The organism is Sulfodiicoccus acidiphilus (assembly GCF_003967175.1).
Taxonomy (GTDB): domain Archaea; phylum Thermoproteota; class Thermoprotei_A; order Sulfolobales; family Sulfolobaceae; genus Sulfodiicoccus; species Sulfodiicoccus acidiphilus.
Map to the genome: position 1 here is coordinate 35582 of NZ_AP018553.1, position 24191 is coordinate 59772.

At 46.9% G+C, this 24191-nt stretch carries 27 protein-coding genes, 3 tRNA genes and 1 pseudogene; 19 read left to right on the top strand and 12 right to left on the bottom strand.

What is annotated here, in order from left to right:
• The gene (locus tag HS1genome_RS00180) at positions 1-432 is read left to right on the top strand and encodes a NusA-like transcription termination signal-binding factor (RefSeq protein WP_126448986.1); all 432 of its coding nucleotides are present in this window, start codon (positions 1-3) and stop codon (positions 430-432) included.
• An 8-nt stretch (positions 433-440) separates the two neighbouring features.
• Positions 441-884 carry a 30S ribosomal protein S12 gene (locus tag HS1genome_RS00185; RefSeq protein WP_126448987.1) on the top strand — a complete coding sequence of 148 codons (444 nt, stop codon included), beginning with the start codon at positions 441-443 and terminating at the stop codon, positions 882-884.
• 30 nt (positions 885-914) lie between these two features.
• Here the strand turns inward: HS1genome_RS00185 and HS1genome_RS00190 are convergent, their stop codons facing one another.
• On the bottom strand, positions 915-1367 hold the full coding sequence (locus HS1genome_RS00190; RefSeq protein WP_126448988.1) for a bifunctional nuclease family protein: 453 nt from the start codon (positions 1365-1367) through the stop codon (positions 915-917).
• Between the two features lie 70 nt (positions 1368-1437).
• On the opposite strand from HS1genome_RS00190, the gene HS1genome_RS00195 reads away from it, so the two are divergent.
• From HS1genome_RS00195 to lysS, 9 genes are all read left to right on the top strand, one after another.
• Entirely contained in the window at positions 1438-2043 is a 606-nt protein-coding gene (locus HS1genome_RS00195; protein ID WP_126451242.1) for a 30S ribosomal protein S7, read from the top strand.
• Positions 2044-2108: 65 nt separating this feature from the next.
• Positions 2109-3413, top strand: coding sequence for a translation elongation factor EF-1 subunit alpha (gene tuf / locus HS1genome_RS00200; protein WP_126448989.1), 1305 nt, complete (start codon positions 2109-2111; stop codon positions 3411-3413).
• Between the two features lie 18 nt (positions 3414-3431).
• The gene (rpsJ, locus tag HS1genome_RS00205; RefSeq protein WP_126448990.1) at positions 3432-3740 is read left to right on the top strand and encodes a 30S ribosomal protein S10; all 309 of its coding nucleotides are present in this window, start codon (positions 3432-3434) and stop codon (positions 3738-3740) included.
• 9 nt (positions 3741-3749) lie between these two features.
• A tRNA-Ser gene (locus HS1genome_RS00210) sits at positions 3750-3832 on the top strand.
• A 56-nt stretch (positions 3833-3888) separates the two neighbouring features.
• Positions 3889-4683, top strand: coding sequence for an SDR family oxidoreductase (locus HS1genome_RS00215; protein WP_126448991.1), 795 nt, complete (start codon positions 3889-3891; stop codon positions 4681-4683).
• A 119-nt stretch (positions 4684-4802) separates the two neighbouring features.
• The gene (locus HS1genome_RS00220) at positions 4803-4985 is read left to right on the top strand and encodes a chromatin protein Cren7 (RefSeq protein WP_126448992.1); all 183 of its coding nucleotides are present in this window, start codon (positions 4803-4805) and stop codon (positions 4983-4985) included.
• A gap of 34 nt (positions 4986-5019) precedes the next feature.
• On the top strand, positions 5020-5700 hold the full coding sequence (gene pyrH / locus HS1genome_RS00225; RefSeq protein ID WP_126448993.1) for a UMP kinase: 681 nt from the start codon (positions 5020-5022) through the stop codon (positions 5698-5700).
• Between the two features lie 15 nt (positions 5701-5715).
• Positions 5716-5982, top strand: a complete 267-nt coding sequence (locus tag HS1genome_RS00230; RefSeq protein ID WP_126448994.1) for a hypothetical protein — start codon at positions 5716-5718, stop codon at positions 5980-5982.
• A gap of 94 nt (positions 5983-6076) precedes the next feature.
• Complete coding sequence (gene lysS / locus HS1genome_RS00235; RefSeq protein WP_126448995.1) at positions 6077-7456, top strand: homocitrate synthase; 1380 nt, start codon at positions 6077-6079, stop codon at positions 7454-7456.
• Between the two features lie 3 nt (positions 7457-7459).
• Here lysS and HS1genome_RS00240 read toward each other — a convergent pair.
• From HS1genome_RS00240 to HS1genome_RS00265, 6 genes and pseudogenes are all read right to left on the bottom strand, one after another.
• Positions 7460-7553, bottom strand: a tRNA-Leu gene (locus HS1genome_RS00240).
• Positions 7554-7619: 66 nt separating this feature from the next.
• Positions 7620-8693 carry a nucleotidyltransferase family protein gene (locus HS1genome_RS00245; RefSeq protein ID WP_126448996.1) on the bottom strand — a complete coding sequence of 358 codons (1074 nt, stop codon included), beginning with the start codon at positions 8691-8693 and terminating at the stop codon, positions 7620-7622.
• Positions 8690-10450 (bottom strand): glutamine--fructose-6-phosphate transaminase (isomerizing), encoded by a 1761-nt coding sequence (gene glmS / locus HS1genome_RS00250; RefSeq protein ID WP_126448997.1) that lies wholly within the window; start codon positions 10448-10450, stop codon positions 8690-8692. Before glmS ends, HS1genome_RS00245 begins: the two co-directional genes overlap by 4 nt.
• A 22-nt stretch (positions 10451-10472) precedes the next feature.
• The gene (mvk, locus tag HS1genome_RS00255) at positions 10473-11432 is read right to left on the bottom strand and encodes a mevalonate kinase (protein WP_126448998.1); all 960 of its coding nucleotides are present in this window, start codon (positions 11430-11432) and stop codon (positions 10473-10475) included.
• Positions 11429-12565, bottom strand: coding sequence for a threonyl-tRNA synthetase editing domain-containing protein (locus HS1genome_RS00260; protein ID WP_126448999.1), 1137 nt, complete (start codon positions 12563-12565; stop codon positions 11429-11431). The genes mvk and HS1genome_RS00260 overlap by 4 nt, the downstream gene beginning before the upstream one ends.
• Positions 12566-13908, bottom strand: a pseudogene (locus HS1genome_RS00265) (MBL fold metallo-hydrolase).
• Here HS1genome_RS00265 and HS1genome_RS00270 point away from each other — a divergent pair.
• Entirely contained in the window at positions 13907-14242 is a 336-nt protein-coding gene (locus HS1genome_RS00270) for a nascent polypeptide-associated complex protein (RefSeq protein ID WP_126449001.1), read from the top strand. The pseudogene HS1genome_RS00265 and the gene HS1genome_RS00270 overlap by 2 nt on opposite strands.
• Here the strand turns inward: HS1genome_RS00270 and HS1genome_RS00275 are convergent.
• A complete protein-coding gene (locus HS1genome_RS00275; RefSeq protein WP_126449002.1) occupies positions 14214-14927 on the bottom strand; it encodes a helix-turn-helix domain-containing protein in 714 nt (237 codons plus the stop codon). The two genes, HS1genome_RS00270 and HS1genome_RS00275, sit on opposite strands and share 29 nt — an antisense overlap.
• 35 nt (positions 14928-14962) lie before the next feature.
• Between HS1genome_RS00275 and HS1genome_RS00280 the strand changes: the two genes are divergently transcribed.
• From HS1genome_RS00280 to HS1genome_RS00290, 3 genes are all read left to right on the top strand, one after another.
• Positions 14963-15038 (top strand) — tRNA-Pro (locus HS1genome_RS00280).
• A gap of 60 nt (positions 15039-15098) precedes the next feature.
• Positions 15099-16307: a cryptochrome/photolyase family protein gene (locus tag HS1genome_RS00285; RefSeq protein WP_232018770.1), complete on the top strand. Its 1209-nt coding sequence runs from the start codon at positions 15099-15101 to the stop codon at positions 16305-16307.
• A gap of 644 nt (positions 16308-16951) precedes the next feature.
• The gene (locus HS1genome_RS00290) at positions 16952-17491 is read left to right on the top strand and encodes a hypothetical protein (protein WP_126449003.1); all 540 of its coding nucleotides are present in this window, start codon (positions 16952-16954) and stop codon (positions 17489-17491) included.
• Here the strand turns inward: HS1genome_RS00290 and HS1genome_RS00295 are convergent.
• The 3 genes from HS1genome_RS00295 to HS1genome_RS00305 are packed head-to-tail and all read right to left on the bottom strand — an operon-like array spanning position 17478 to position 19167.
• Positions 17478-18026, bottom strand: a complete 549-nt coding sequence (locus tag HS1genome_RS00295; protein ID WP_126449004.1) for a hypothetical protein — start codon at positions 18024-18026, stop codon at positions 17478-17480. The genes HS1genome_RS00290 and HS1genome_RS00295 overlap by 14 nt on opposite strands.
• Positions 18026-18313 (bottom strand): Sso10a family chromatin protein, encoded by a 288-nt coding sequence (locus HS1genome_RS00300; RefSeq protein WP_126449005.1) that lies wholly within the window; start codon positions 18311-18313, stop codon positions 18026-18028. The genes HS1genome_RS00295 and HS1genome_RS00300 overlap by 1 nt, the downstream gene beginning before the upstream one ends.
• 59 nt (positions 18314-18372) lie before the next feature.
• Positions 18373-19167, bottom strand: a complete 795-nt coding sequence (locus tag HS1genome_RS00305; RefSeq protein ID WP_126449006.1) for an aldo/keto reductase — start codon at positions 19165-19167, stop codon at positions 18373-18375.
• A gap of 33 nt (positions 19168-19200) precedes the next feature.
• Between HS1genome_RS00305 and HS1genome_RS00310 the strand changes: the two genes are divergently transcribed.
• Both HS1genome_RS00310 and mvaD read left to right on the top strand, forming a co-directional pair.
• Complete coding sequence (locus HS1genome_RS00310; RefSeq protein WP_126449007.1) at positions 19201-20139, top strand: GHMP family kinase ATP-binding protein; 939 nt, start codon at positions 19201-19203, stop codon at positions 20137-20139.
• A complete protein-coding gene (mvaD, locus tag HS1genome_RS00315) occupies positions 20136-21107 on the top strand; it encodes a diphosphomevalonate decarboxylase (protein WP_126449008.1) in 972 nt (323 codons plus the stop codon). Before HS1genome_RS00310 ends, mvaD begins: the two co-directional genes overlap by 4 nt.
• Before the next feature lie 13 nt (positions 21108-21120).
• Here mvaD and HS1genome_RS00320 read toward each other — a convergent pair whose 3' ends face one another.
• Entirely contained in the window at positions 21121-22074 is a 954-nt protein-coding gene (locus tag HS1genome_RS00320) for a UDP-N-acetylglucosamine--N-acetylmuramyl-(pentapeptide) pyrophosphoryl-undecaprenol N-acetylglucosamine transferase (RefSeq protein WP_126449009.1), read from the bottom strand.
• 38 nt (positions 22075-22112) lie between these two features.
• Between HS1genome_RS00320 and thrS the strand changes: the two genes are divergently transcribed.
• Positions 22113-23735 carry a threonine--tRNA ligase gene (gene thrS / locus HS1genome_RS00325; protein WP_373286751.1) on the top strand — a complete coding sequence of 541 codons (1623 nt, stop codon included), beginning with the start codon at positions 22113-22115 and terminating at the stop codon, positions 23733-23735.
• Positions 23732-24187 (top strand): methylated-DNA--[protein]-cysteine S-methyltransferase, encoded by a 456-nt coding sequence (locus HS1genome_RS00330; RefSeq protein ID WP_126449010.1) that lies wholly within the window; start codon positions 23732-23734, stop codon positions 24185-24187. The genes thrS and HS1genome_RS00330 overlap by 4 nt, the downstream gene beginning before the upstream one ends.
• The last annotated feature ends 4 nt before the right edge of the window (positions 24188-24191 follow it).

Here is a 24191-nt window from a genome sequence, read left to right on the forward strand (position 1 = left end):
TTGCCCGAAATAAAACTGACACCTGAGGGTATGCGATTTCTTTCTCTATTTCAGGATTTTACCAAAGTCACGGCCAGGGACTGCATCATAGATGAAGAGGGAAATAGAATTGTATTTCTCGTGGATCCGAGTGATATGGGCTTGGCAATAGGCAAGAACGGAGCCAATGTGAAGAGGTTAAGGAAAGTTCTAAACAGAGAGGTTGAGGTGGTAGCTTACAGTAACAGCTTAGAGGATATGGTTAAAAATCTCATGATGCCAGCACGAGTCAGAAGCATAAGGTTGGTTCAGACAGATTCCAAGAAAACGCTCTACATTACGGTGGCAGGAGAAGATAAGGGTCTCGCAATCGGAAAGAACGGGAAGAACGTAAGTAGGGCAAAACTTATATTGAAAAGGTACATGGACGTAGACAGCGTAGTAATAGTGTAGGTGGTAAAATGACCGGTAGTAAATCTCCGAAGGGCCTTTTTGCCGCTAGAAAATTAAAGGTAAAGAGGTTGAGGTTCAGGTGGAGTCAAAGGAAGTTCAAGAACAGAATGTTGAAGTTAAAGGAGAAGTACGACCCGCTCGGAAACACACCGATGGCTAGAGGTGTGGTCTTGGAGAAGGTTGGAGTTGAGTCAAGGCAACCTAATTCGGCCGTCAGAAAGTGTGTCAGGGTACAACTGGTGCGAAACAGTAGGGTGGTAACAGCGTTCGTTCCAGGTGACGGTGGGGTAAACTTCATCGATGAGCACGATGAGGTTATAATAGCAGGTATAGGTGGAACGTTAGGTAAATCGATGGGAGACCTGCCTGGAGTTAGATATAAAGTTATAATGGTAAATGGGGTGTCGCTGGATTCCCTATATAGGGGCAAGAAACAGAAACCGGTGAGATAGGTTATTCCAGAACGAAAGCCCGTAAGTGAGTTAGCCGTTGCTCATTTCTTTCTCCTGGTCGTCGACTAGTTCCTTCTTCACATATATATCCGTTTTTGAAAGGAGAGCCAAGTATATCGCATGACTGGGAATCATGTTCTTCTGTATCAGCACACCGTCGAACTTTATGCTAACTGTGGCACTATATACTCCTAATTCCCTATTAAGGTTATCAATAACCACACTGTCTATTCTTTTCTCCAACTCGTCTATCACCTCACTGAGCATCAAAAGAACCTCATAAATGGTTTCTCTATCATTGTAAGTAGTGAGTCCCTTGAACTTGTTAATTGCCATCACAATCTCAACTGGAACGTTAAGAAGGTTGAACTGCCTACCATCCTCTAGGTAACAAACAATCACCGGGACTGAGGGAGATACTGGGAGGAAGAAAGCCTCCACGCGATCAACCTTGATCGTGTCCCGGCTCGTCTCAGGATCCATTAATAACAATTGCAGACCTCCCCTATTTACACTTAATGAAGTGGTCGTGAGTCAGACAAGAAGGGTAAATATTTATTCCGTAAAGCCGTCATGCAAGCTTGAATTGGAGTCGCAGCTAGATGTGAAGATCTTCGGAGCTTGGGACACCGAAGTGCAGATCAGAGACCCAAGCCTAAAGAAGTACATCTCTCTGAGCCCAGTCTACTTACCACATAGTGGAGGAAGACATGAACACAGAAGGTTCGGCAAATCCAGAATCTCGATAGTAGAGAGACTGATAAACAACGTGATGCGGCCAGGAAAAAACAAGGGAAAGAAAATATTAGCGTATAACATAGTGAAGATGGCATTCCAAATCATTTCAGCTAAAACAGGAGAGAACCCGATTCAAGTGTTGGTAAGAGCGATAGAGAACGGCGCACCAAGGGAGGAAACGACAAGGATAATGTACGGAGGAATAGTGTACTATGTGGCAGTTGACATCTCCCCCCAGAGAAGAGTTGACTTGGCTTTGAGACACATAATTGAAGGGGCTAGGGCTGCGGCCTTTAACAACCCAAAACCAATAGAGGAAGCACTTGCGGAGGAAATAATGGCCGCGGCATCCGCCGACCCCAAGAGCTTTGCAGTGAAGAGGAAGGAAGAAATAGAGAGAATAGCTCTGAGCTCGAGGTAGAGTCCTAGGAATGAACTAAAAACTTTTAACTACATCTCCTTATGCTTTCGCCAAGAGGTGTTTCAATGTCTCAGAAGCCCCACGTTAATATCATAGTAATAGGGCACGTAGACCACGGTAAGAGTACCCTCATAGGCAGGCTTTTGCTCGAGAGGGGATTCATAGATGAGAAGACACTGAAGGAGGCAGAGGAAGCTGCAAAGAAGTTAGGAAAGGAGACAGAGAAGTACGCTTTCCTTCTGGACAAATTAAAAGAGGAGAGAGAAAGAGGTGTCACCATATCTCTGAGCTTCATGAAGTTCGAGACGCAGAAATACTTTTTCACTGTAATAGACGCCCCAGGCCATAGGGACTTCGTTAAGAACATGATAACAGGTGCGAGCCAAGCTGATGCCGCCATACTTGCAGTCTCAGCTAAGAAGGGAGAGTTCGAGGCGGGAATGAGCTTAGAGGGACAGACTAGGGAACACGTAATATTAGCCAAGACTATGGGCATAAATCAACTCATGGTAGCCATAACTAAGATGGATCTAACTGAACCACCTTACGATGAGAAACGGTACAAGGAGGTGGTTGATACGATGACGAAGTTCATGTCTAGGTGGTACGATATGAACAAGGTGAAGTTTGTGCCGGTGGTGTCGACGACTGGAGAGAACATAATTAAGAGGTCAGAGAACATGAAGTGGTACAACGGCCCCACATTAGAGCAACTTCTTGATGCGATAGAGATACCTCCGAAACCAATTGACAAACCACTGAGATTGCCGGTGCAGGATGTTTATTCGATCTCTGGAGTTGGAACGGTGCCCGTTGGAAGAGTAGAGACAGGAGTGATAAAGGTAGGAGACAAGGTAGTCTTTATGCCTGCTGGTAAGGTAGGAGAAGTGAGGTCGCTGGAAACTCATCATACCAAACTAGAGAAGGCTGAGCCAGGCGATAACATAGGCTTCAACGTTAGAGGTGTAGATAAGAAGGACATAAAGAGGGGAGACGTCGTTGGCCACCCGACTAATCCACCTACTGTAGCCGACGAGTTCGAAGCTAGAATAATAGTCCTCTGGCATCCGACAGCAATAACCGAAGGATACACCCCAGTCCTCCACCTACATACGGCCAGCATTGCATGCATGATCAACCAGATCACGTCCAAACTAGACCCTAAAACAGGTAAGGAGATGGAGAAGAATCCGCAATTCATAAAGCAAGGAGATACAGCAATAGTGAAGTTCAAACCAATTAGACCCCTCTGCGTCGAGAAATTTAGTGACTTTCCTGCATTAGGTAGGTTTGCAATGAGAGACATGGGGAAGACGGTGGGAGTGGGTATAGTAACTGACGTGAAGGCCACCAAAGTCGAAATAAAGTAAACTTTTTAGGTGCGTTTCATGCCAAGTAAGGCTAGGATAAGGCTCTGGAGTACGAATGTAGACAATCTAAACTACGTAGTTGGACAGATCAGGAACATCGCAGAGAAAACTGGAGTCAATATAAGGGGTCCTATCCCTCTGCCCAAGGGGACGATGACAGTGCCTGTGATGAGGTTGCCTCACGGTGAAGGGAGGAAAAAGTGGGAGAAATGGGAGATGAGGTTGCACAAGAGGATTATAGACCTTTCTGCAGACGAGAGGGCCATGAGGCAGTTAATGCGGGTCAAGGTACCAGAGGACGTATATATTGAAATAGAACTGATCTGAGCGACGGTTGCCGGGGTGCCCGAGCGGTCAAGGGGCTGGCCTGGAGAGCCAGTAGGCGCAAGCCTTCGCGGGTTCGAATCCCGCCCCCGGCGTTCTCTCTCTTGCTCGAGTTAATGTTATGTTTCCACAAGGATACTAGATAGTTTAAATGAGGAGAGCTTTGGGGAAGAGGGTAGTTGTAACCTCCTCAACAAGAGGAATAGGAAGGGGAGTGGCAGAAACTTTCCTCCGTGCTGGCGCTAAGGTATTCATAGGTTCTAGAAATCCAGAAGCTGTACGTGAGACACTAGAATCTCTTAGAAAAATCAGCCCGGCCGTGTGGGGAATAACAGTTGACATGACGTCACTGGAATCCGTCGGTAGGTTCTCTAGAGAAGCCAGAGAAACCTTAGGGGGAATTGACGTCCTGATCATCAATTCTGGAAATCCTTCAAACGAACCCGCTACGTTCTTCGAAACCACGATGGAGGACTGGATTCAATCGGTCAATCTCTTTCTCCTCAGTCCAATTAAGTTGATTCGAGAGATGGCGGAGGACATGATGAAGGGAAAGTGGGGAAGGATATTCTTTCTCTCCTCCTACACCGTGAAGGAGCCAAAGGACTTCTTCTCTCTAGCTGATGTGTCCAGGTCTCCCCTAATTCAACTTACGAAGATACTTGGTAGAGAACTAGGTCCTTTCAACATAACAGTCAACACGATACTCATGGGCACATTCGATAGCGAAGGTGCTAGGGACTCTATAAGTAAGTTGGCCAAGAGAAGAGGACAACCCTTCGAAAAGATATGGTTGGAAGAAGTTGTGGGACCCGTTCCGGTTGGAAGAATAGGAGACTCTATAAAAGATCTGGGCGCCTTGCTCCTTTTCCTCACAAGCGAGGAGGGCAGTTACATAACAGGGAGCTACATAGTAGCTGACGGGGGAATAACCCAAGCGGTCTAGTCACGAATTGAACTAAAAGTTTCCTTTAGCATTACCATTAAAGGACTAACGGTATTACTAATTAAATGAGTCATGGAAAGGTTTATTAAATGGTTCATGTAGGTTCTACTGATCAATAGATGCCTGCTGGGAAGAAGTCCGTAAAGGTGAAGACACCCAACGGAAAGGAGGCCGAGCTCAGTCCAGAAAAGGTTTGGTTACTCGCCCCCAAGGGAAGAAAGGGAGTGAAGATAGGGCTGTTTAAAGATCCCGAATCGGGAAAGTACTTCAGACACAAGCTGCCCGACGACTACCCAATGTAAATTTTATAACTCAACCTTCTTTTTTGTGAGTTCGATGAGCGTTGTAGTAAAGGTGAGTGGTAAACTCTTTGATGAGGAAACTGTGGATTCGCTTAACGCTCTAAGGGAGGGAATAAGGGGGTTGATAGAGGAAGGAAAGAGAGTCGCAGTAGTTACAGGAGGTGGAGCAACTGCTAGACGTTACATTGGGAAGGGGAGGGCCATGGGTGCCAACGAATCTATGTTGGACCTCTTAGGAGTTTGGGCCTCCAGGCTTAACGCATATTTGCTCTCCTTTTCAATGGCTGACGTGAGTTACCTAAAGGTCCCCGAGAGCCTAGAGGAGTTCATTCATGCTTGGACTAGTGGGAAAGTTGTAGTGGTGGGAGGATTCCAACCTGGCCAATCCACGGCTGCGGTCGCCGCCTTAGTGGCGGAAGCGTCCAATAGTGAACTACTAATATTGGCAACTAACGTTGACGGTGTCTATGAAAGAGATCCACGACTTTTCAAGGACGCTAAACTGATTCCGCGGCTTACCACCAAGGAACTCTCAGATATTCTTGAGACTTCACAGTCAGTGAACGCTGGAGGATACGAGTTGCTAGATCCCATTGCCATAAAGATAGTTAATAGGTCGAAGATAAAAGTGGTAGTGATGAACTACAACAAACTTTCCAAGCTAAGGGAAGTACTTAAAGGTAAAGACATTTCCACCATCATTGAGCCTGCGTGATCTAGGTTGTCTGTGATGGAAGACCCAGACTTTAAGGAGCTAAGAAAATTTAAAGGAAAAGTTGATGTGAAGGGGGTGGAGTCGATTCTACAGGAGGTAGTGTCAGAGATAGAGATGGGGAGCTCAGTCACCAACGCCCTTATATACGTATACTCCCTTCATTATTCCGAGGTCAGAAGCTACAGGGAACTTTTCAACGTCATCACTAAGCTCATGGAGAAGTTCGCTGGAAAGCTAGGTGCGGATAACGTAGCTAACCTGATTAGGGATTCATTAAAATAGTAACGGCTTCGCTGGTATTAGTTCGAAGTTATACCCATTAATATGAACAATGTTTAATACTATGTACCCTGTATAGCACCTTCCAGGTGCGACTTTGGTAGGAATACTGGACTCTACTCTTAGGGAAGGTGAACAGACGCCAGGAGTTGCTTTCACAGTACAACAAAGAATAGAGATAGCGAAAGCCCTCTCAGATGCAGGAGTGGCCATGATAGAGGCCGGCCACCCCACTGTCTCCCCAGATATAAGGGAGGGGATTAAGGGGATCGTCAAGTTGAAGAGAGAGGGAGTCATAGAGTCAGAAATAATAGGCCACAGTAGAGCGGTAGAGAAAGACATCGAGGAAGCGGCTAGCTTAGAAGTAGATCGGGTCGCAATATTTTACGGGATTAGCGATATCCACTTAAAGAGTAAGCACAAGACGGACAGAGATAGTGCTCTCCAACTGATCGAACACGCAGTCAGGTTCGCTAGATCTCACGGAGTAAAGGTTAGGTTCACGGCGGAGGACGCTAGCAGGGCAGATCCAGGGTACCTCATAAGGGTGGTCAAGACAGCGAGAAATGCGGGGGCGGACAGGGTGAGTATAGCTGACACCGTAGGTGTGTTGAAACCGACAACTACTAGGGACTTCTTCTCGTGGATAAGGAGGGAGGTACCAGACGTTGAACTCGATATTCACGCTCATAACGATATGGGAAATGCGGTGGCGAACTCGCTCGCTGCAGTGGAGGGAGGAGCCACGATCGTGCACGCTACAGTTAACGGCCTCGGGGAGAGAGTAGGTATAACTCCGTTGCAAGTAATTGGAGTGGCTCTTAAATACCATTTAGGTGTGGATGTTGTAAAGTTGGAAAAGCTCACCCAACTCTCCTCGCTTGTAGAGAAATACAGTGGGATCCCTCTACCACCAAATTACCCAATAACAGGAGACTACGCCTTCGTTCATAAGGCCGGAGTTCATGTAGCGGGCATATTAAGTGACCCTAAAACGTATGAATTCATTCCTCCAGAAGTTCTAGGACGGAGTAGAGATTATACAATCGACAAATACTCTGGAAGGAACGGTATACGCAGAAAATTAGAAAGGATGGGTGTAACCCTCAGTGACGACGTGCTAGATAAGGTCCTCAGCAAGATCAAGGAGAAAGAGGATGCGAAATTCTACAGGGATGAGGATCTTTTAGAGTTAGTGGAGGAAGTAACTGGCTCGAAGCTTAGACCCAGGCCTCCCGAGGAGATCGAAGCTGTTATTTCCGTTAAGTGCGAACCCAACGTTTATACCACTTCCGTGACTAGGAGACTTCACTTAGTGGATGGAGTTAAGGAGGTCATGGAAGTCAGCGGTGAATACGACATCATAGTAAAGATCACAGCTAAGGACACGACAAGTCTGAATCAGATAATAGAACAGGTTAGAGGAGTAAAGGGTATAAAGAACACGACCACGGCCCTTGTCTTAAAGAAGATGTGAATGTGCGGGGGCGGGGATTCGAACCCCGGATGGCCTACGCCAGCGGATCTCCCACGAGGTCTTGAGTCCGCCCCCTTGACCGCTCGGGCACCCCCGCTCAACAAATTTCTGCCGTTCTGCCCTTTAAAGCTCTTCTCAACTCTCTGTTACGCTATTTGAGTTTTCATTCCCTGTAACCGGGTTCCAAGACCTTACCGTGAGGAACTTGTCTACTCGGCGAAATTAGACACCCTAACTTCTCCACTTTACTGCGGGTAACTTCAGCTGGATAGCTAGAGGCAACGACTCCTGCTCCAATCTTGGAGGAACTTCCTATGATGGAGAATGATAGATAGGCCTTCGAACCAACGTCTGCCCTAGGTTGAACTAGAGCGTGGGCTAGCTCAGCATATGCTCCAACCCTAGAATCTTCCTCAAGTGACGTGAAGTCTCGAATCAGGGAGAAGTTTCCCACATATACGTTTCTGCCAATATAGGCTGGACCCTTGATCACAGCATACTCATCCACATACGCGTTTTCCTCTACGATCACTCCGCGTCCAATTACTGCCGTCCTTGAGATGTAGGCTTTCTCTGAGATCTCGGTTGCCCTGTTAGATAATATCGATTCTACGGCCCTGATCAGATCTTCTGGGTACCCCACATCGACCCAGCTACCGCTCCACACGAAGTAGTTAGAACCCCTCTGGATAAGATGGTTGAAGTAATCTAGGAGATTATCGAAATTACCTTTGGGTATTACATAGGCTCCGGCCAAAGCCAAGGTAGATCCGGTGTTAGTAATGGCCTTTAACTTGCCTTCCTGTATAACGGCTAATCCGTATGTGGAAAGTCCCTCACTTACAGGTACTAGGGAGAAGACCGCATCTTTCCCTCCCTCCAAATAGGCGTTCATTAAACTCCTGTAAAACCTCGGTGGGGCTACTATATCCCCATAGGCAAGGGTAAACACTTCATCATCTACTTCACTCATTCCATCAAGAACAGCTCCTTCAATACCCTTACGTTTCTGCCTCACGAACGTTAACGGAATGGAAACTCCTGAAAGGGCCTCCTTTACCTGCTCCTCCTTGTCTCCAACTACAACGACGAATTTGTCAATCCCCGCATCAACTAGTCCATCAACGACATATCTTATTACTGGCTTACCCACGACAGAAATTGTCTCCTTCTGTACGAAAGTTGTGTACGGCTCTAATCCTCTCCCAGACCCAGCGGCTAGCACTAAAGCTATCATTCCACAGTCACCGTTTTAGCCAAGTTTCTGGGCCTGTCTGGGTTAGCTCCCTTACACACCGCCGCAAAGTATGCCACCATCTGCAGAAAAGGAGAGATGTAGAATGGGGCAAGCGACGAATCTCCTTCAAAGTAGATCTCCTCATCGGCACCGATCCTAGAGTTTACCGAGACTGAGTAAGTCTTAGCCCGTCTAGCCTTCATTTCTTTAAGGTTATTAATTAATAGAGCCGTACGTTCACCGTCATTTACAAAGAACACAGGGAATCCATCGCTTATCAAGGCAATAGGTCCATGCTTACTCTCCCCCGCTGGATAGGCCTCTGCATGAATATAGGCTACTTCTTTTATCTTCAGTGCACCTTCCATGGCTAATGGGACTCCCATTCCTCGGCCTAAGTAGAACATGTCCGATTTCTTACACAGCTCCTCTCCAATCGCCTTAGCGTAACCCTGCTGAGATAGGGAGTTAGAGACTGCCGCGGGAGCACCTTCAAGGTAGTCGGTTGGCTCCCCCACGATGAGTGACTTAAGGTAGAGTAGAGCTGCGAGCTGGGAGGTGAAGGTCTTAGTGGCTGCAACTCCAACCTCCGGACCGGCCCTAGTGTGGAGCCTTATGTCGCTGACAAAGTTAAGTGCACTTTCTATCCTGTTAGTCAATGAAATCGACTTAATGTTATACTTCTTGAAGTGATTCTTAACCGCATTAAGGACATCGAGAGTCTCCCCACTTTGAGATATCGATATGAGAACGTCACCTTCTCGAGGTCTCAAGGTTGTAGCCTCTGATGCTATTAAAGTCCTCACGTCGTAACCTTCCTTCTCCAGGAGATGACCGAAAAGAAGTCCGGCGTGATAGCTTGTACCAGAACCAACTACAAGGACCCTCTCGGAGTTGCGAATTAAAGATGCGGCTTCGCTAACCTGGTCAAACCTTATGCCAGCCAACGTGTCCCTGACTGCACGAGGAGACTCTTGAATTTCCTTAAGCATGTAATGTTCGTATCCAATGATTCCGCTCTCCTCTGGACTCCAACCGATTTCCATTACTCTTTCGCCGACAGCTATCTCCTTCCCTGTGAAGTCAAAGATGCGCACCTCATCGGCTTCTATGTAGCCTAGCTCACCATCCATCAATCTAACGACCCTTCTTGTGAATCTCACGAAGGCTTCAGCGTCGCTGGCAATGTAGTTAGAGCCCTTTCCTAGTCCAATAGTAAGCGGGTTGTCCTTCCTAGCAAAGTAAATTCTCCTCTCTCCAGACACCACTGCTAATATAGCGTAACTACCATTTAGGGCTTGAACTGTCCTCTTGAACGCCTCCCAGCTCGTCAGACCCTTCTTTATCCACTCCTCCATCATATGGGGAATGACCTCGGTGTCAGTTTCACTCTTAAAACGATGACCCAGTGAAGTTAATTCCTCTTTAAGGACATCGAAGTTAGTTATAGTTCCATTATGAACGACAGCGATCTTAGAACTACAGTCTGTATGTGGATGAGCGTTACTGAAAGTGGGCATGCCGTGAGTAGCCCACCTAGTATGCCCCACAAGTACAGAACTGGAAATGGAGTCTACGTCAACCTGCTTGAGGAGATCTTCTACTCCACCCACGGTCTTCATAACCTCCACTTTTCCTACATCTAGCGCAGCTATGCCAACACTATCATAGCCTCTATATTCGAGCAGCCTGAGGCAAGAGGCTACTATTGACGCTCGTTGCTCCTTATGGGATACAATACCGATTATTCCACACACATTTAACAAATGGGTTTCGAACTCAAATAAAACTTGTATATACTCCTGTGAACGTGGGATTAGAGTCTACTATTTTGGCTCCGAAGGACAAGAGGAGTGACTTGGCTTGTAGAGACGAGTATGGGTCTTTTGTGACACAAAGCAAGGAACCCCCAGCGCCACCGCCACTCACTTTACATCCAACTCCCAGCTCCTTGGCCCTTGAGACAAATTCGTCTATTGAAGAATTAGTCACTCCAAGTGCACTCAATAACCCGTGAGAGAACGGTGCCAGCAACGAAAGATTCTCGTAGTCTTCTTTCACTATCAAATCCTTGGCTCGTTCGGTAACGTTTCCCATAAGCTCCATCAAATCGTTAAACAGCTTGGGCTCCCTCTCCATAAGGGACTTGACCTTGTGAAGAAGCTGCTTGGTTGTGGTGGTCCTTGGCATATAGCCGGCGACAATAGGGATCTTCCTCTCAGGGAGGACTTCATACGTCCCGTCTCTGCGAAAGTAGATTATCCCACCTATGGTCTCAGTGAAGGTGTCCATTTTACTTCCTAACCCCTGAACTTCAAGTTCAATCTCGTAGGAAGTTCTCGCTATCTCGTCTTTGGAGAAGTTAAAGCCCAGATAATGTGATAGAGCTGCTACCATACCAACTACTACAGCGGCGCTTGTACCCATGCCAACAGAAGGTTCAACCGTGGACTGGATCTCCACCTCTAACGGTCTTTTGACGTGAAAATGCTTTAAGGTGGCCACAACATATTCTACCAGTCGTCCCGCCTCTGGGCTCTCTAAAGTGAGGGAGTCTAGATCCACTGAAGCCCCAGTAAACCTGAGTGAATCAGATTTTAGGAGGAACTTGGATGACTCCTTAACTTTCACGGTCAGACTCTCGGACGTAGTGAAGGCCAGTGCTGGTCTCTTGTAAACTACCGCATGCTCGCCGAAAAGTGTAAGCTTCAATGGAACCTTTGCTACTACAGAGTTCAACTCCTTTCACTGACAAGGAATGGGAAAGGTTGTCTTAGGGCTAACGGATCTTTCACCTTGGCTTTGAGCTCCTCTGGCGTGAGAGTGAGTTGTTCCCCTGACTCTCTTATCCTCACAGTTAGGGTCCCAGTCAAGGCCTCTCTCTCCCCAATCACGGCGACGAAGGGAATCCATTCTCCTCCAGCCCGACGTATTTTACTCCCAAGCCTCTCCTCGGTATCATCTACATCTACCCTAAATGGAGATAGTGATTTTCCCATCTCAATTGCCTGGTCTAGGAACTTACTAGATATTGGTAACAGTCTAATTTGTATGGGAGCCATCCATAGAGGTAGCATGGGAGCCAATCCCTTCTCCTGCCTCTTCACCGCCTCTATAAGCAGATAGTAGATATACCTGTTCACGTCTACTAAAACTCCGTTAGCGTCTTTCCTTTTTAAGACGTATCTATTGGCATCATCCTCAAAGTTCTCAGGCAGTGGTACGTCCTTAAGCACCTTCACGAAGACGCCTATCCTTTCGTTTACACATGGAAGTAATTTTCCAGAGTTGGGCCGCATTACTACACCGGCTTGAGAATCACTTGCAGGTTCTCCGTCCGTCACAGTCCTAGCTCCTGCCAATTGGCTTATGTAGTGAACCACTGCATCCCTGAAGAATCTCATGGAAACCCCATCGAATTTAGTGCAAATCTCCAAGGATTTGGAGATCCTTAGCTCCTCAACATTACTTACAGTCCTAGACAATTCGCTCAGAGGATGCCCTAAGCAATGAATGTAGAACTCTTTATACCAACCGAAGGGTGCCCTTTCAGCTTCCTCACCAAGCTCCCTGACGAAACTATGCAACGAAGACAGGAGTGCAATGGCGTTTGAGGGAGAAGCTAAGTTAGAAGATAGATGTGCGTAAGGGTAAATCACAATAGAGGATGCACCCACCCTTTTTTTGACCTCAGTGAGATCGTTAGCGGCTTTCTTGGCTGTCTCTACATCGTCGCCCTCCTCAACTGAGACGAATGCGACTAGAACGTTTCTCTTTGAAAACTCCTCCATAGCTTCTTCCTCGGCCTCCCTTAGAGCTCGTTCCTTGACCTTGAACCAGAAGTTGTCTGCGTGGATGAGTAGGAGTCTCATTTAAGACCACAGCGGGATGTCTTGGCCGTTCTCGGGACCTACTACTTCTACTCCCAATTGTTCCTTAGCTAGTTGCCCGAAGCCCTGCACGCTCTGCTCGGAGCCGTGGACTAACACAACCTTCTGAAGGTTTGGCACAGCTCGAAGGATCTCTAGTAACTGATCCTTACCAGCATGACTAGAGAAGTCAAACATCTGCAGTCTTGCCTTAAGTAACTTAGACTGCTCGTCAAACTTTCCCATTTCCAATAACCTCCTGCCTGGAGTTCTTTCTCCCTGATAGCTGACGAGGAATATTGCGTTTCTTGGATTATCTTCTATTCTCTTGAAGTAATAAACTGATGGGCCCCCCTTCAACATTCCCGCGCTTGCTACTATGACTCCCCTCTCCCTCCACACCTTATGCCTATCCTCCCAACCTCTCACTGGCTGGAAAGTTTCAAAAGCCTTACTCAGAACGTCATATCTGTTCACGAATTGTCTATTCTCTAGCATCATTCTAGTTAACTCCCTTATCATCCCGTCGAAGTAAACTGGATATGGAAAGTTCTTTTCCGCCAATACAGCCATGACCTCTTGGCTTCTAGACAGGCTAAAGGCTGGGACTAAAACCGTCCCTCCACCCTCTACAACCTCTTTAACTGCGTTCACGAACTCATCTTCAACCTTGGGCCTCTCGAGGTGTCTGAAGGTACCATACGTCGTTTCCATTACTACAACGCTAGTGTCTTTAAGTTTCTCTATTTCGGCCCTTTTACTTAATTTAGTCTCTGTCAGATTTATGTCGCCCGTGTAGGTCACGACCCCCTTGTCGGTTCCAACTGTAATCATCGCACTGCCAGGAATGTGACCGGCGTCGTCTAATCTCACCTTGAAGGGGCCTATCTCGAATTCCTGACCATACTCTACAGCGGTAAAGCTTTCCATGGTCTTCTTGACTTCAACCCACTCATATGGTATGTGAGCTGCAGATAGCTTAAGAAAATCCTTAAGCATTACCTCAGTTATCACCTTAGTCATTAACGTCCCGAACACTGGCTTAGAGCCAGATATCTGGTATATGGGAAGTGCCCCCGTGTGATCTAAGTGTGCGTGAGATACGACGAAACCAGTTAAAGCCCTCGGTGAGGTCTGGAGAGGGAAGTTGGGCTTATCGTTCTGATCAAAGTTCACACCATAGTCCATAACTACGCTATGAACCCCGTCCGTTACTTCAACGCCAGCCCTACCTACCTCTCGACCGCCACCTAAAATCTTCAGCGTGTACATTTCGCATCATTCTTCGTTTTTCTTTACGGTGCGACCGCAAAGTATTAAGCTTTGTCCAAGACGCCTTCATACATGGTTAGTTCCAAGGATGTTAAGAAGCTCAAGAAGATGGGGATTGAAACTGATCAGATAAACGCTATTAGAGTTATTATAGAAACTCCTGATACCATCATTACGATAGATGAGCCTACTGTGATCCAAGCCAAGGTGGGGGGACAGAGCGCGATAACTGTAATGGGGGGCAAGAAGTCTGAGACTGTGAAGTCTAGCAGAGTCGAGGTAAGCCAAGAAGACGTAAACTTCGTTATAGCACAAACTGGAAAGAGCGAGAAGGAAGCTAGGGAGGCACTGGAGAGGGCTAATGGTGACATAGCTAAAGCTATATCGATCTTGAGTGGAGGCTCCTGAGGTTCTTCACCAGTTCCTCCTCCGATTTAAGTGTTGATAGTATGACGGGAATTCCGTCTGAGTCGGCTAGAACCATCGCTAACGGGTCGAACTTTATGGGTCTATGAAGGATTACAACGTTAGGTTTTATGGGTGCTATCCGTAATGCTATCATGGGAGACCTACCACTTCTGACTTTAGTAAATATTAGGGCCCTGTTTATACTGAGCCCTAGAAGTTGATAGAACTCGTTACCTCGATGCATAGAAATCGATCTTATACTATCTGTGACTAGATAGCCGTAGACTTGAACCTCTGGATAGAAACTGTTAATAAGAATACCATCAGTCAGTTTCAGTAACCTATCAAACGAGACTGGCTCATAGAAATCACCAGCGTCTATGACGTAGTCAGGATTTACGCTAATTCCCTTAGCGAGTTCCTTGATAAGAGGCAATCCTCTCTCCTTATCGATATCTATTAAAGACTGCACGAATTTCTTGATGAACCTAGTGCCTGGTATTCTCCTCCCTTTCTCGTAATCTCCAATTACTGACGTTGATACGTTAAGCATCCTCGCTACATCAGATTGAGAGGCATTGAATGCAACCCTCCACTTTCTCATTGCTAGACCTGGATTCTCGTTCCACACTACATCTCCTGCTATACGCTTCGCGATGGTCTCTATAACGTTCTCTAGGCTCATCAAGTTTAAATCCGAGGCCACATTAAAAGCATCGGGGGCCCGTGGTCTAGCCTGGACTAGGATGCGAGGTTCGGGTCCTCGTGGTCGGGGGTTCAAATCCCCCCGGGCCCACTCCTAACTATTAGGGCTGATTTAATCCCATTTTATAAGGAATCTATGGATATACGTCAGGTGTTTTGTGCGTTTCTATTCAGGAGGGATCTGAGACTTCAGGACAACACGGGACTTAACCTAGCGTTGGAAAGCTGTCAAGCGGTAGTACCATTGCTCGTCTTAGATCCAAGACAGCTTCTCCACAACGAATATAAATCAGACTTCGCAATAGCGTTCTTCATTAACTCCATAGTGGAGCTAAACGAGGAGCTGAAAACGTTAGGCGGGGAGCTGAACTTGATTGAAGGAATAGCGGAGGACGTGATACCTTCACTTCCGGTCAATGCGATATTCTTTAACCAAGATTATACGCCATTCGCTAAAATAAGGGACGAAAAGCTAATGGAAAGGTGCAAAAGTAGGGGAATTCAGGTTAATGTAACTGAAGACTATACACTGATGCCGAAGGAGTTTTTCCTGAGAAAAGGAAGGCCATATCACACGTTCTCTAGATTCTACGCCGAAGCGATGGGAATCTCGATAAGAAAGCCCGTCGGAACGAAGGGTGGAAAATTCTCTAAATCGAAACTGGGAACTAGTACACGAATTCTCAGTAAGTACGTTGTCGGGGAAAAACCGATAGTAAGAGGGGGTAGGAGAGAGGCAATGGGATTACTAGAGAGAGCTAGAACTCTAAATGTCGACAAACGGGAGTTCCCCGCTGAGGAGGCCACCACCATGCTTTCAGCTCACATAAAGTTCGGAACCGTGTCCATAAGAGAGGCCTACTACAACGTGCCTGAGCCAATTAGAAGACAACTGTTCTGGAGAGACTTCTTCACTCTAATAGCGTACTACAATCCCCGCGTATTCGGAGAAGCTTTCAAACAAGAATATAACTGTATAAAATGGGAAAACGATTGGAAAAAATTCAAGGCGTGGACAGAGGGTCGTACCGGGTTCCCGTTGGTAGACGCTGGAATGAGGCAGTTAAATGCAGTCGGCTACATGCACAACAGAGTGCGAATGGTGGCCGCTTCGGTCCTAGTGAAACTTCTTCACATAGATTGGAGGATAGGTGAAAAGTACTTTGCGACTAAGTTGGTGGACTACGATCCTGCGGTTAACAACGGAAACTGGCAGTGGGTGGCTTCCACTGGAACGGATTACATGTTCAGACTTTACAACCCATGGCTACAACAAAGAAAATTCGACCCGGACGCTGAGTATATCAAGAAATGGGTTACTGAACTAAGGGAGTTAGCAAAGAGAAAATTCTTGACTTAGAGCGAAAGGAAGTTAATGGATATAGGAGGCCCATCGTGGAGTATAGGGGAGCCGCAGAGGAGGCTAGACGCATGTATTTCAGGTCGTTAACGGATTGTGGCGGAAACTCCAAATCGGTGAGTTAGCAAGCCGAACTTTCTCCCAGCAATGAGGAGAAGATTGATCGTTCTTCCACAGGGCATCTTAAACGAGTCTCTGGCACGAGACTTAGACAAATGGGATGCCCTTCTGGTTTAATGACGTCTTGCCTACAACTAAATCATATGGTACCCCCTGAGGGGTGAACTATCCCTTACGGACTGGACTTCCTACTTCATAACCTTACCTTGCCCAACGGGCAGAGGGCTCCACAGGTGGTTGAGTGTAGTCCCAGCCTCGACCTAGATCGGTCGGTGCAAACGAAGTGTGATTGGTTGGGGGCGGAGACGTTACCTCACGAACCCTCCCTTTGACGGAAGCTTCTCGGCAAGGCTTACGTCATCGACGACTTTTATCAGTAAATTTCTTGAGAATTGATATTTAAATGGGCCATCCCTCTCACATCGTTACTGATGAGGTCTCTCCGCAACCCTGAGAGATAAAGAGGAGAAGAAGTTAGATAGTGTGTGGAATTCCTTTCCGCGAAAACTAGGAAATGTTTGACCATGATCTCTCGGACTGGCCCAAATGGAATAACGGTAGATAAATTAATTGAACTAATGATACCGTTAGAGACTAGGGAAAGCGTCCTCAAGTCCTTAGAGGAACTAGTGTTCGGAGGCTATGTGGACGTTCTTGGAGAGTCCGGCTCCGTCAGAGTGGTGGCTTCAAAAAGTGTGAGGACCTCTATGGTAGCGCTAGAGTTGCACAAACTGATCATCGTGAAGAAGCTTCAATCTTTAAGGAGTTCGGTTGAATCGAAACAAGAGAACGAGGCCAAGAAGTGTATCAAGGAATTATCGGAGGCGTTAGGAAACGCATTTCTCTCCCTCTCTGGTGAAACGCCTGAGCTAACTATTCCAGAGTTGCTGGAGTTAATTAGGCCAATTAGGGACAGATTGGGAAGTGTAATGGGATCAGAACAAACTCTCCCGCTTGATTTACTTAAGGAGTTAATTGGGCTAGTCTCGAAATATAAAGGAGACACAGAGGCCAAGATCTTAGAGAACATCCTTCAGAAAGAACAACATGTCAGGGATGCTTAAATAAGTGTGCCTTTCTTTTCATGTTTTTTATAACCTCCAGCAGTCTAAAGGATAAAACGATGAAGTAACTCATGTAGATGAGAGTTGCAAGCTCTAGACCTACAAAAAGGGTGCTACCAGTGGTAACGTACCCTAAGGAGAGTCCTAAAGTGAGAAAACCCAATAACATGGAGTTCCTTAAGTAATCTGAGAACTTAGCGTCCAACGACGTCAGCTCCTCTAGATCCTTGACCAACCACGATATTCCCTCTAGCTCCTTCTTTATAAAGGGAATCTTTCCGTTTACAAATTCAATCACTGTGCCTATCTCTCCTTGAATATCGACGCTTAATAGACTCTGAGTGAGAACTTCTGATACAGAACCCTCCGAAAAGGAAGTTATCATCCGTTCGAGAAGCTCCAACGTCTTCAAAGCCTTCAGCTTCTCGAGGTCCCTCCTTACAACTTCAGTTCTCTTACGCAAGTAGAAATTAAGGAGGGACAGTTCTACAAAAGTTAACGATAATGTTAGTATAGCTACATCTATGATTTCCACTAATAAAGTTCTTCTCTTATTTGGTTAATAAGTTCACTAGCTTTTGCCTGCAGTTCCCTCAGCGAATCGAGCCTATTGAGAAGTTCTACTCCCTTCTCGGTGAGCTTGAACATCCCACCTTCCTCAATTAACAAACCCTTCTCTCTGAGATAAGCCAAGTACTTCTCCATTACCTCGTAACTCAGATTGGCATCTCTCATTATTGCTGACTTCCGTCCCCTGCCTTCAGCTACAACTCTTAAGATATCGCCAACAAGTTCCACACTGGTCCTTTTAGTTCTGGTCATAGACGGATCGAATTTCTACTCACTAGGAACGGCCTAAAAACTCTTATCCATATTATCTCCTAAACCGACTTCAAGTATAGATAGTCATCCTCGCTGAGATTCCAGCCTAACGCCCCAACAATATCATCGACGTGCTCTCTAGATGACGCCTTAGGAATAGGAATAGACCTCCTCATCACATACTTCAGAGCTACCTGCACAGGGGTTCTGCCATACCTCTCTGCAACTTTCCTAACCTTAGGATCTACTGACACTCGCCCTCTTGCCAAGGGCGTGTATGCAATCACTGTTACGCCACTCTTTTCACAGAAGGGAATTAGTCCCTCCTCTGGGTCCTTTCTAAACACGTTGTACTCTATCTCATTAGCAACGATCTCGTACTTCGACGTGGATTCCATGGCGTTCCTAAGTTCCTCCTCATTGAAGTTACTCACTCCTATGAACCTCGTGGTTCCCTCCTCTACTAGTCTCTCCATGGCCCTGACTGTTTCCCCTATGGGCACAGAGGAGTTTGGCCAATGAATGAGTAATAGATCTACATACTTCAGGCCTAACCTCCTCAAGCTCAACCTTCCATACTTGATAACGTCATCATACCTAAGGTGATTACTCCACAGCTTAGTCACTACAAAGAAGGAGTCTCGCTCGATACCAGACACCGCTTTACCCACTAGCTCTTCTGCGTGTCCACCTCCATACATCTCTGCCGTGTCGACGAGTGTAAGACCCTTCTCTAGCGCGTATCTTATGACCTCGATCCACTGAGCATCCCTCGACGTATCGGCCTCCCAATAGCCGCCTCCCATTCTCCACGTTCCTATGCCTATTGAGACCTCGAAGTCTCCTACCCTCATACCTTTAAGGTAGATAGCGTGGGCTTATAACTAATGATTTCGGCGCCAGGAAAGGTCCTATGGATAGGCAGTTATACTGTGGTGTTCGGAGGGCTCGCCCACGTTATAGCTATAGACAAGAGAGTAAGATGTGAGGTCTGTGAGTCTCAGAGACCAATTTACGAGACTAACTTCGGTGTTTTTGAAGGAAAGGGGAACGAACTCATTCAATCTGTCCTAGAGGAGTTCGAGAGAGAGGAGGGGAAGGTTCCTCCACTACGGGTTAAGCTTATGAACGATAGAGAGTTCATCAGGAACGGAAGAAAGACAGGTTTAGGAAGCTCCTCCGCTGCTACAGTAGCACTCACGGCCTGCATATACAAATACCTCCATGGGAGACTCGACTTAGGCGAGATTTATGTTAAGGCCCAAAGGGCCAACTGGAGGAGGCAGGGAGGGATAGGAAGTGGGTTTGATGTAGCAGCTGCTGTCTTCGGCAGCGTTGTTTACAGGACTTTCACTGATCCTATCAAGGTGGACTCCTATCATGAACCATTAAAGCTAGGAGATAAGGTGTCTATGATCGTTGGGCTAAGTGGAAGACCTTCCTCTACAGTAGAATTGGTGAAACGGTTCATTGAGGGGAGATCCAAAATAGAACCGCTAATGAAGTTGATCGACGAGGAGAATCAAAACGCTATCAATCTGTTGAAAAGAGGAAAGATTGATGCTGCTGCTCTACATACCAGACTGGCTAGGAACATTCTGGCACAGGCCGCCAAGACTGTAGGTGTCAACCTTAACGGTGAGATGGGGAAAGTAATAGATGAAGCTGAGGAGAATGGAGCATATGTCTCTCTCTCACCAGGAGCGGGAGGAGGAGAGCTATACTTCGCCCTAGGAGATGATTTAGCGAGTGTGGAGGCCAAGTGGCGGAAGAGAGGGCTAACAGTGTTCTACGTTAAGGAAGATATGGGGGTGAGAGAAGAGTGAAGAGAGCCGTAGTTGAAGCACCTGCAAACATAGCGCTGGTGAAATATTGGGGGAAAAGGAACGAGGAGCTTAACTTGCCTTTGAACGACAGCTTATCCATGACCCTAGACCTAACCGTTAAGACTGAGGTGACTTTATCCAGGGAGTTCGATAGAGACGAGGTCTACGTTAACCAAAGGAGATTAAGTGACGAAGAGGTGAAGGAGTATGCAGGTAGAGTAATGAGATCTATTAGGAAGGTGGCTGGGGACCAAGGACTTCGAGCGGTGGTGCGGTCTGTCTCTACGTTTCCAGAGTCGGCAGGTCTGGCATCCTCAGCGGCCGGAATGGCCGCACTCGTGTGGGCATGCAACGAGGCGTTAGGGTTAGGGTTAGACAGAAAGGAAATCTCGAAGTTAGCTCGAGAGGGTTCCGGCAGCGCCTGCAGGAGTATCTTCGGTGGATTTGTATTGTGGAAGAAGGGGACGAGGAACGACGGCAGTGACTCTTACTGTGAAGAATTGTTCCCCCCTTCCCACTGGGACCTAGTTGATGTGATAGGACTCGTCTCAGATTCAAAAAAGAAGATTTCATCTAGAGAAGGGATGAAGAGAGTAAGGACTGCCCCCACGTTAGATAGCAGGTTGGAGTTCGTGAACAGGACCCTACCTAAAATGATAGAGAGTATAGCTAACAGAGACGAGAGTTCCTTCTATGAATTGGTGATGAGGCATAGCAACAGTATGCACTCAGTAATCATGGACTCTTGGCCGCCAACTTGGTATCTTAACGATATATCTATAAAAGTGATGGAAATAATTTACGCCTATGGTAAGGCTGCCTATACCTTCGACGCCGGTCCTAATCCACACGTAATAACTTCCAGCTCTAGAGCAGATGAGATCGAGAATTTGCTAAGGGACGCCGGGGCGAGAAGGGTGATAGTGTCCAAGATAAGCCAAGGACCTAGGACACTTGAGGTCGGATGACAACAATAAACCTCTAACCTGAGCCGAGTCTTCTCTTTAGAACGTAGTTAACCAACTTAATCGTCCCAGGCTCAATTGGCTTGGGTTCCTTGACGGAAGCCAGAGCGGTGTTAAGTTCATCACCTTTCCACTTTGACGGGTCCTCTAGGAAATATGCCCCAAGTAACTCAGCGTAGATCTTGGTGTCCTCTCTAGATGCTGCCCTTGTCCAGTCCGAGTTGTAGACAACTACGGTAGGCTTCCTATACATTACCACGGCCTCCATCGCGGTCTTCCCTTGATGGGTTACGACTATTGAGGCGTGTGCTATCCATCTCTCTAGATCTATGTCGTAGTCGAAGAAATTCCAATCCGGCCTTTGGCTTCTATAAAGGTCGGGCGAGAGCCTACCCGTCTGAACAACTCCCTTAACCTGCAGGGCCAAGGCCTTCTTAAAGAGTCGGTGAAATCCCATACTTCCAGCAGTGAAAAGGACGTAGCCTTCGTCCCTGGCATCATACTTAGGTTTTTCAACTATGGGGCCCGTCACCACTCCGTTTTTATACAGAGGAAGCTGCTCCTTCCAGTGGAGGAAGACCGCCCTAGAGAATCTAGAGATTAAGTGAATTGCCTTTCCCCGAGTAACTATCCTGTCCTGGCTCTCTATCGCATAAATCGAGGAACCTTTGACCCTCTCAATTAATGATGGAACGACAGAATGGTTAGAACCCGTTGCCACGGTCGCATCATACTTCGGTAGCTGAAAACTCTGAGTTAGCGCCCTTAACACGCCTAAGAGAAGCGACCCCCCAGATGGCTCCCTTCCCTTAGCTACCTCAAAGATCTTCCTAGCATAGGGCTCGAGTAGCTTTCTGGATAGCAAGTCGCCCTCGGGAACCACGAAGTCTACTTTTTCCTCTAAGTATTGGGCTATCGCTCTAGCGTAACCTGTATGTCCGCCCCCACTGGCAATTATGAGTACATCCAACGATAATCTAATTTACTCAGCACTCATAAAAGCGCACTGTGCAGGATTACACCTCCACGTGGATCAAGGGTGCCGTTATACTTGCGGCAAACATGGCAAGAGCAGGGTACAGGCCAGTTGCAGTGGGAGTAGGAGAGAGGGAGTTCTACGTAGATGTAGAGTCAGACAAATCGATAGAACTAGAAGAAGCTACGAAGTTCGCTCAATATACCGACATCCAGCTGAAGGTGTCGGATGGAGAGATTGAAGTTAACGGATTGCGATTGAAGTCCTCACATATCCCGTCTGACAATAAGCCAAGGTACTTCCAGATACTAAATATTTCCACCCACCACCCTTCTCCTGACAGACAGTACGTGAGAGTGCATGGAGTCGCTTTCGAAACTGAGGAGGAACTAAATCGATATATGGAATGGCTCAGAAGGGCCGCGGAGAGAGACCACAGATTAATAGGGGAATCTATGGACCTCTTCAGTTTTCACGAGGAGGTAGGTCAAGGACTGGCCCTGTTCCATCCAAAGGGTCAATTAATAAGGAGGGAATTAATGAGGTACATGCAAGAGATAAACGAGTCCATGAACTACCAAGAGGTCTTCACCAGTCACGTGTACAGGAGCATACTTTGGAAGATCAGTGGTCACTACGACATGTATAGGGATAAGATGCTCATCTTTACTCATGAGGATGAGGAGCTCGGCGTCAAACCCATGAACTGTCCTGGACACATAATGATATATAAATCGAGGCAGAGAAGCTACAAGGACCTCCCCATCAGGTTCTCTGAATTTGGAACCATCTATAGATGGGAGAAAAAGGGAGAGTTGTATGGACTCCTTAGAGTAAGGGAAATAACGCAGGACGACGGTCACGTCTTTCTAAGGGAGGATCAGATACAAGAGGAGGTCACTCTTCTGATAAGGAAAACGCTAGAAGTACTAGAGAAGTTAGGGTTCAAGGGAGAGGACGTCAGAGTGAACCTCAGCACTAGACCGGACGAGAGCATAGGAACCGATGAGCAATGGGAGAAGGCAACCAACAGCTTAGTGAATGCGATGAGGAGTATGGGAGTCGAGTTTAGAGTAAAGGAGAAGGAGGGAGCATTCTACGGCCCAAAGATAGACTTCGAGATAAAGGATAGTTTGGAGAGATGGTGGCAACTCTCTACCATACAGGTCGACTTTAACTTACCTGACAGATTTAAACTCGACTACGTTGAGAGGGACGGCTCCAAGAAGAGGCCAGTTATGGTTCACAGGGCGATCTTCGGATCTATAGACAGGTTCATGGCAATACTCCTAGAACACTTTTCAGGTAAGTTGCCTACTTGGCTCAGCCCAGTACAGGTGAGAGTGATACCAATATCTGACGCAGTGAGCTACTACGCGAATTCCATCGCCGAGAAACTAAAGAAACGTAAAGTTAGAACAGAAGTGGACGGTACCGATGAAACCCTATCAAGAAGAATAAAGAGGGCTTACGATGAGGGCGTCCCCTACATCGTAGTAGTGGGAAGAAGAGAAGCAGAGGAAGTCACGGTTACTGTGAGAGGGAGAGGTAACGTAGAAGTTAGGGGGGTTTCATTAGATAAGTTCCTTGCCGCGATAGAGGAGGAGGTGTCAAACAGAGAGTTGAATCCCACCACTTTGGAGAGGATCCGATGATAAAGTACGGTCTATACGAGAGCCCCCTTGGAGTGATAACAGTAGCGGCCACGGAGAAGGGCCTTAGGATGCTGGACTTTTGTCGGTGTGCAGAAAAAGGACTTATAGACCAAGACTACTTCTCTGCTCTTTTCAGACGATTAGACCTTTACTTCTCTGGTAAAAAAGTGAGCTTTGACTTTCAATTGGACTTAGATTATAACCCTTTCAGAGTACGGGTGTTTAAGGAGGTGACCAAAATAGTTTGGGGGACTACGTCTACGTACAAAGAAGTGGCAGCGAAAGTTGGAACTTCCCCCAGGGCAGTTGGTGTAGCGCTCTCAAAAAATCCCTTACTTCTTGTCATACCCTGTCATAGAGTAGTGGCAGAAAACGGGTTAGGAGGCTACTCCAGAGGTGTGGAACTGAAAAGGAAGCTCCTTGAGCTAGAGGGTGTGAACCCTCGGAGGTGATAGC

Excerpts from the sequence above, each read along its gene's own strand:
- HS1genome_RS00185 (WP_126448987.1), top strand. The coding sequence starts at position 441 with ATGACCGGTAGTAAATCTCCGAAGGGCCTTTTTGCCGCTAGAAAATTA.
- HS1genome_RS00190 (WP_126448988.1), bottom strand. The coding sequence starts at position 1,367 with ATGGATCCTGAGACGAGCCGGGACACGATCAAGGTTGATCGCGTGGAG.
- tuf (WP_126448989.1), top strand. The coding sequence starts at position 2,109 with ATGTCTCAGAAGCCCCACGTTAATATCATAGTAATAGGGCACGTAGAC.
- rpsJ (WP_126448990.1), top strand. The coding sequence starts at position 3,432 with ATGCCAAGTAAGGCTAGGATAAGGCTCTGGAGTACGAATGTAGACAAT.
- HS1genome_RS00215 (WP_126448991.1), top strand. The coding sequence starts at position 3,889 with ATGAGGAGAGCTTTGGGGAAGAGGGTAGTTGTAACCTCCTCAACAAGA.
- HS1genome_RS00220 (WP_126448992.1), top strand. The coding sequence starts at position 4,803 with ATGCCTGCTGGGAAGAAGTCCGTAAAGGTGAAGACACCCAACGGAAAG.
- pyrH (WP_126448993.1), top strand. The coding sequence starts at position 5,020 with ATGAGCGTTGTAGTAAAGGTGAGTGGTAAACTCTTTGATGAGGAAACT.
- HS1genome_RS00230 (WP_126448994.1), top strand. The coding sequence starts at position 5,716 with ATGGAAGACCCAGACTTTAAGGAGCTAAGAAAATTTAAAGGAAAAGTT.
- HS1genome_RS00245 (WP_126448996.1), bottom strand. The coding sequence starts at position 8,693 with ATGATAGCTTTAGTGCTAGCCGCTGGGTCTGGGAGAGGATTAGAGCCG.
- HS1genome_RS00260 (WP_126448999.1), bottom strand. The coding sequence starts at position 12,565 with ATGAGACTCCTACTCATCCACGCAGACAACTTCTGGTTCAAGGTCAAG.
- HS1genome_RS00270 (WP_126449001.1), top strand. The coding sequence starts at position 13,907 with ATGGTTAGTTCCAAGGATGTTAAGAAGCTCAAGAAGATGGGGATTGAA.
- HS1genome_RS00275 (WP_126449002.1), bottom strand. The coding sequence starts at position 14,927 with ATGAGCCTAGAGAACGTTATAGAGACCATCGCGAAGCGTATAGCAGGA.
- HS1genome_RS00290 (WP_126449003.1), top strand. The coding sequence starts at position 16,952 with ATGATCTCTCGGACTGGCCCAAATGGAATAACGGTAGATAAATTAATT.
- HS1genome_RS00300 (WP_126449005.1), bottom strand. The coding sequence starts at position 18,313 with ATGACCAGAACTAAAAGGACCAGTGTGGAACTTGTTGGCGATATCTTA.
- HS1genome_RS00305 (WP_126449006.1), bottom strand. The coding sequence starts at position 19,167 with ATGAGGGTAGGAGACTTCGAGGTCTCAATAGGCATAGGAACGTGGAGA.
- HS1genome_RS00310 (WP_126449007.1), top strand. The coding sequence starts at position 19,201 with ATGATTTCGGCGCCAGGAAAGGTCCTATGGATAGGCAGTTATACTGTG.
- HS1genome_RS00330 (WP_126449010.1), top strand. The coding sequence starts at position 23,732 with ATGATAAAGTACGGTCTATACGAGAGCCCCCTTGGAGTGATAACAGTA.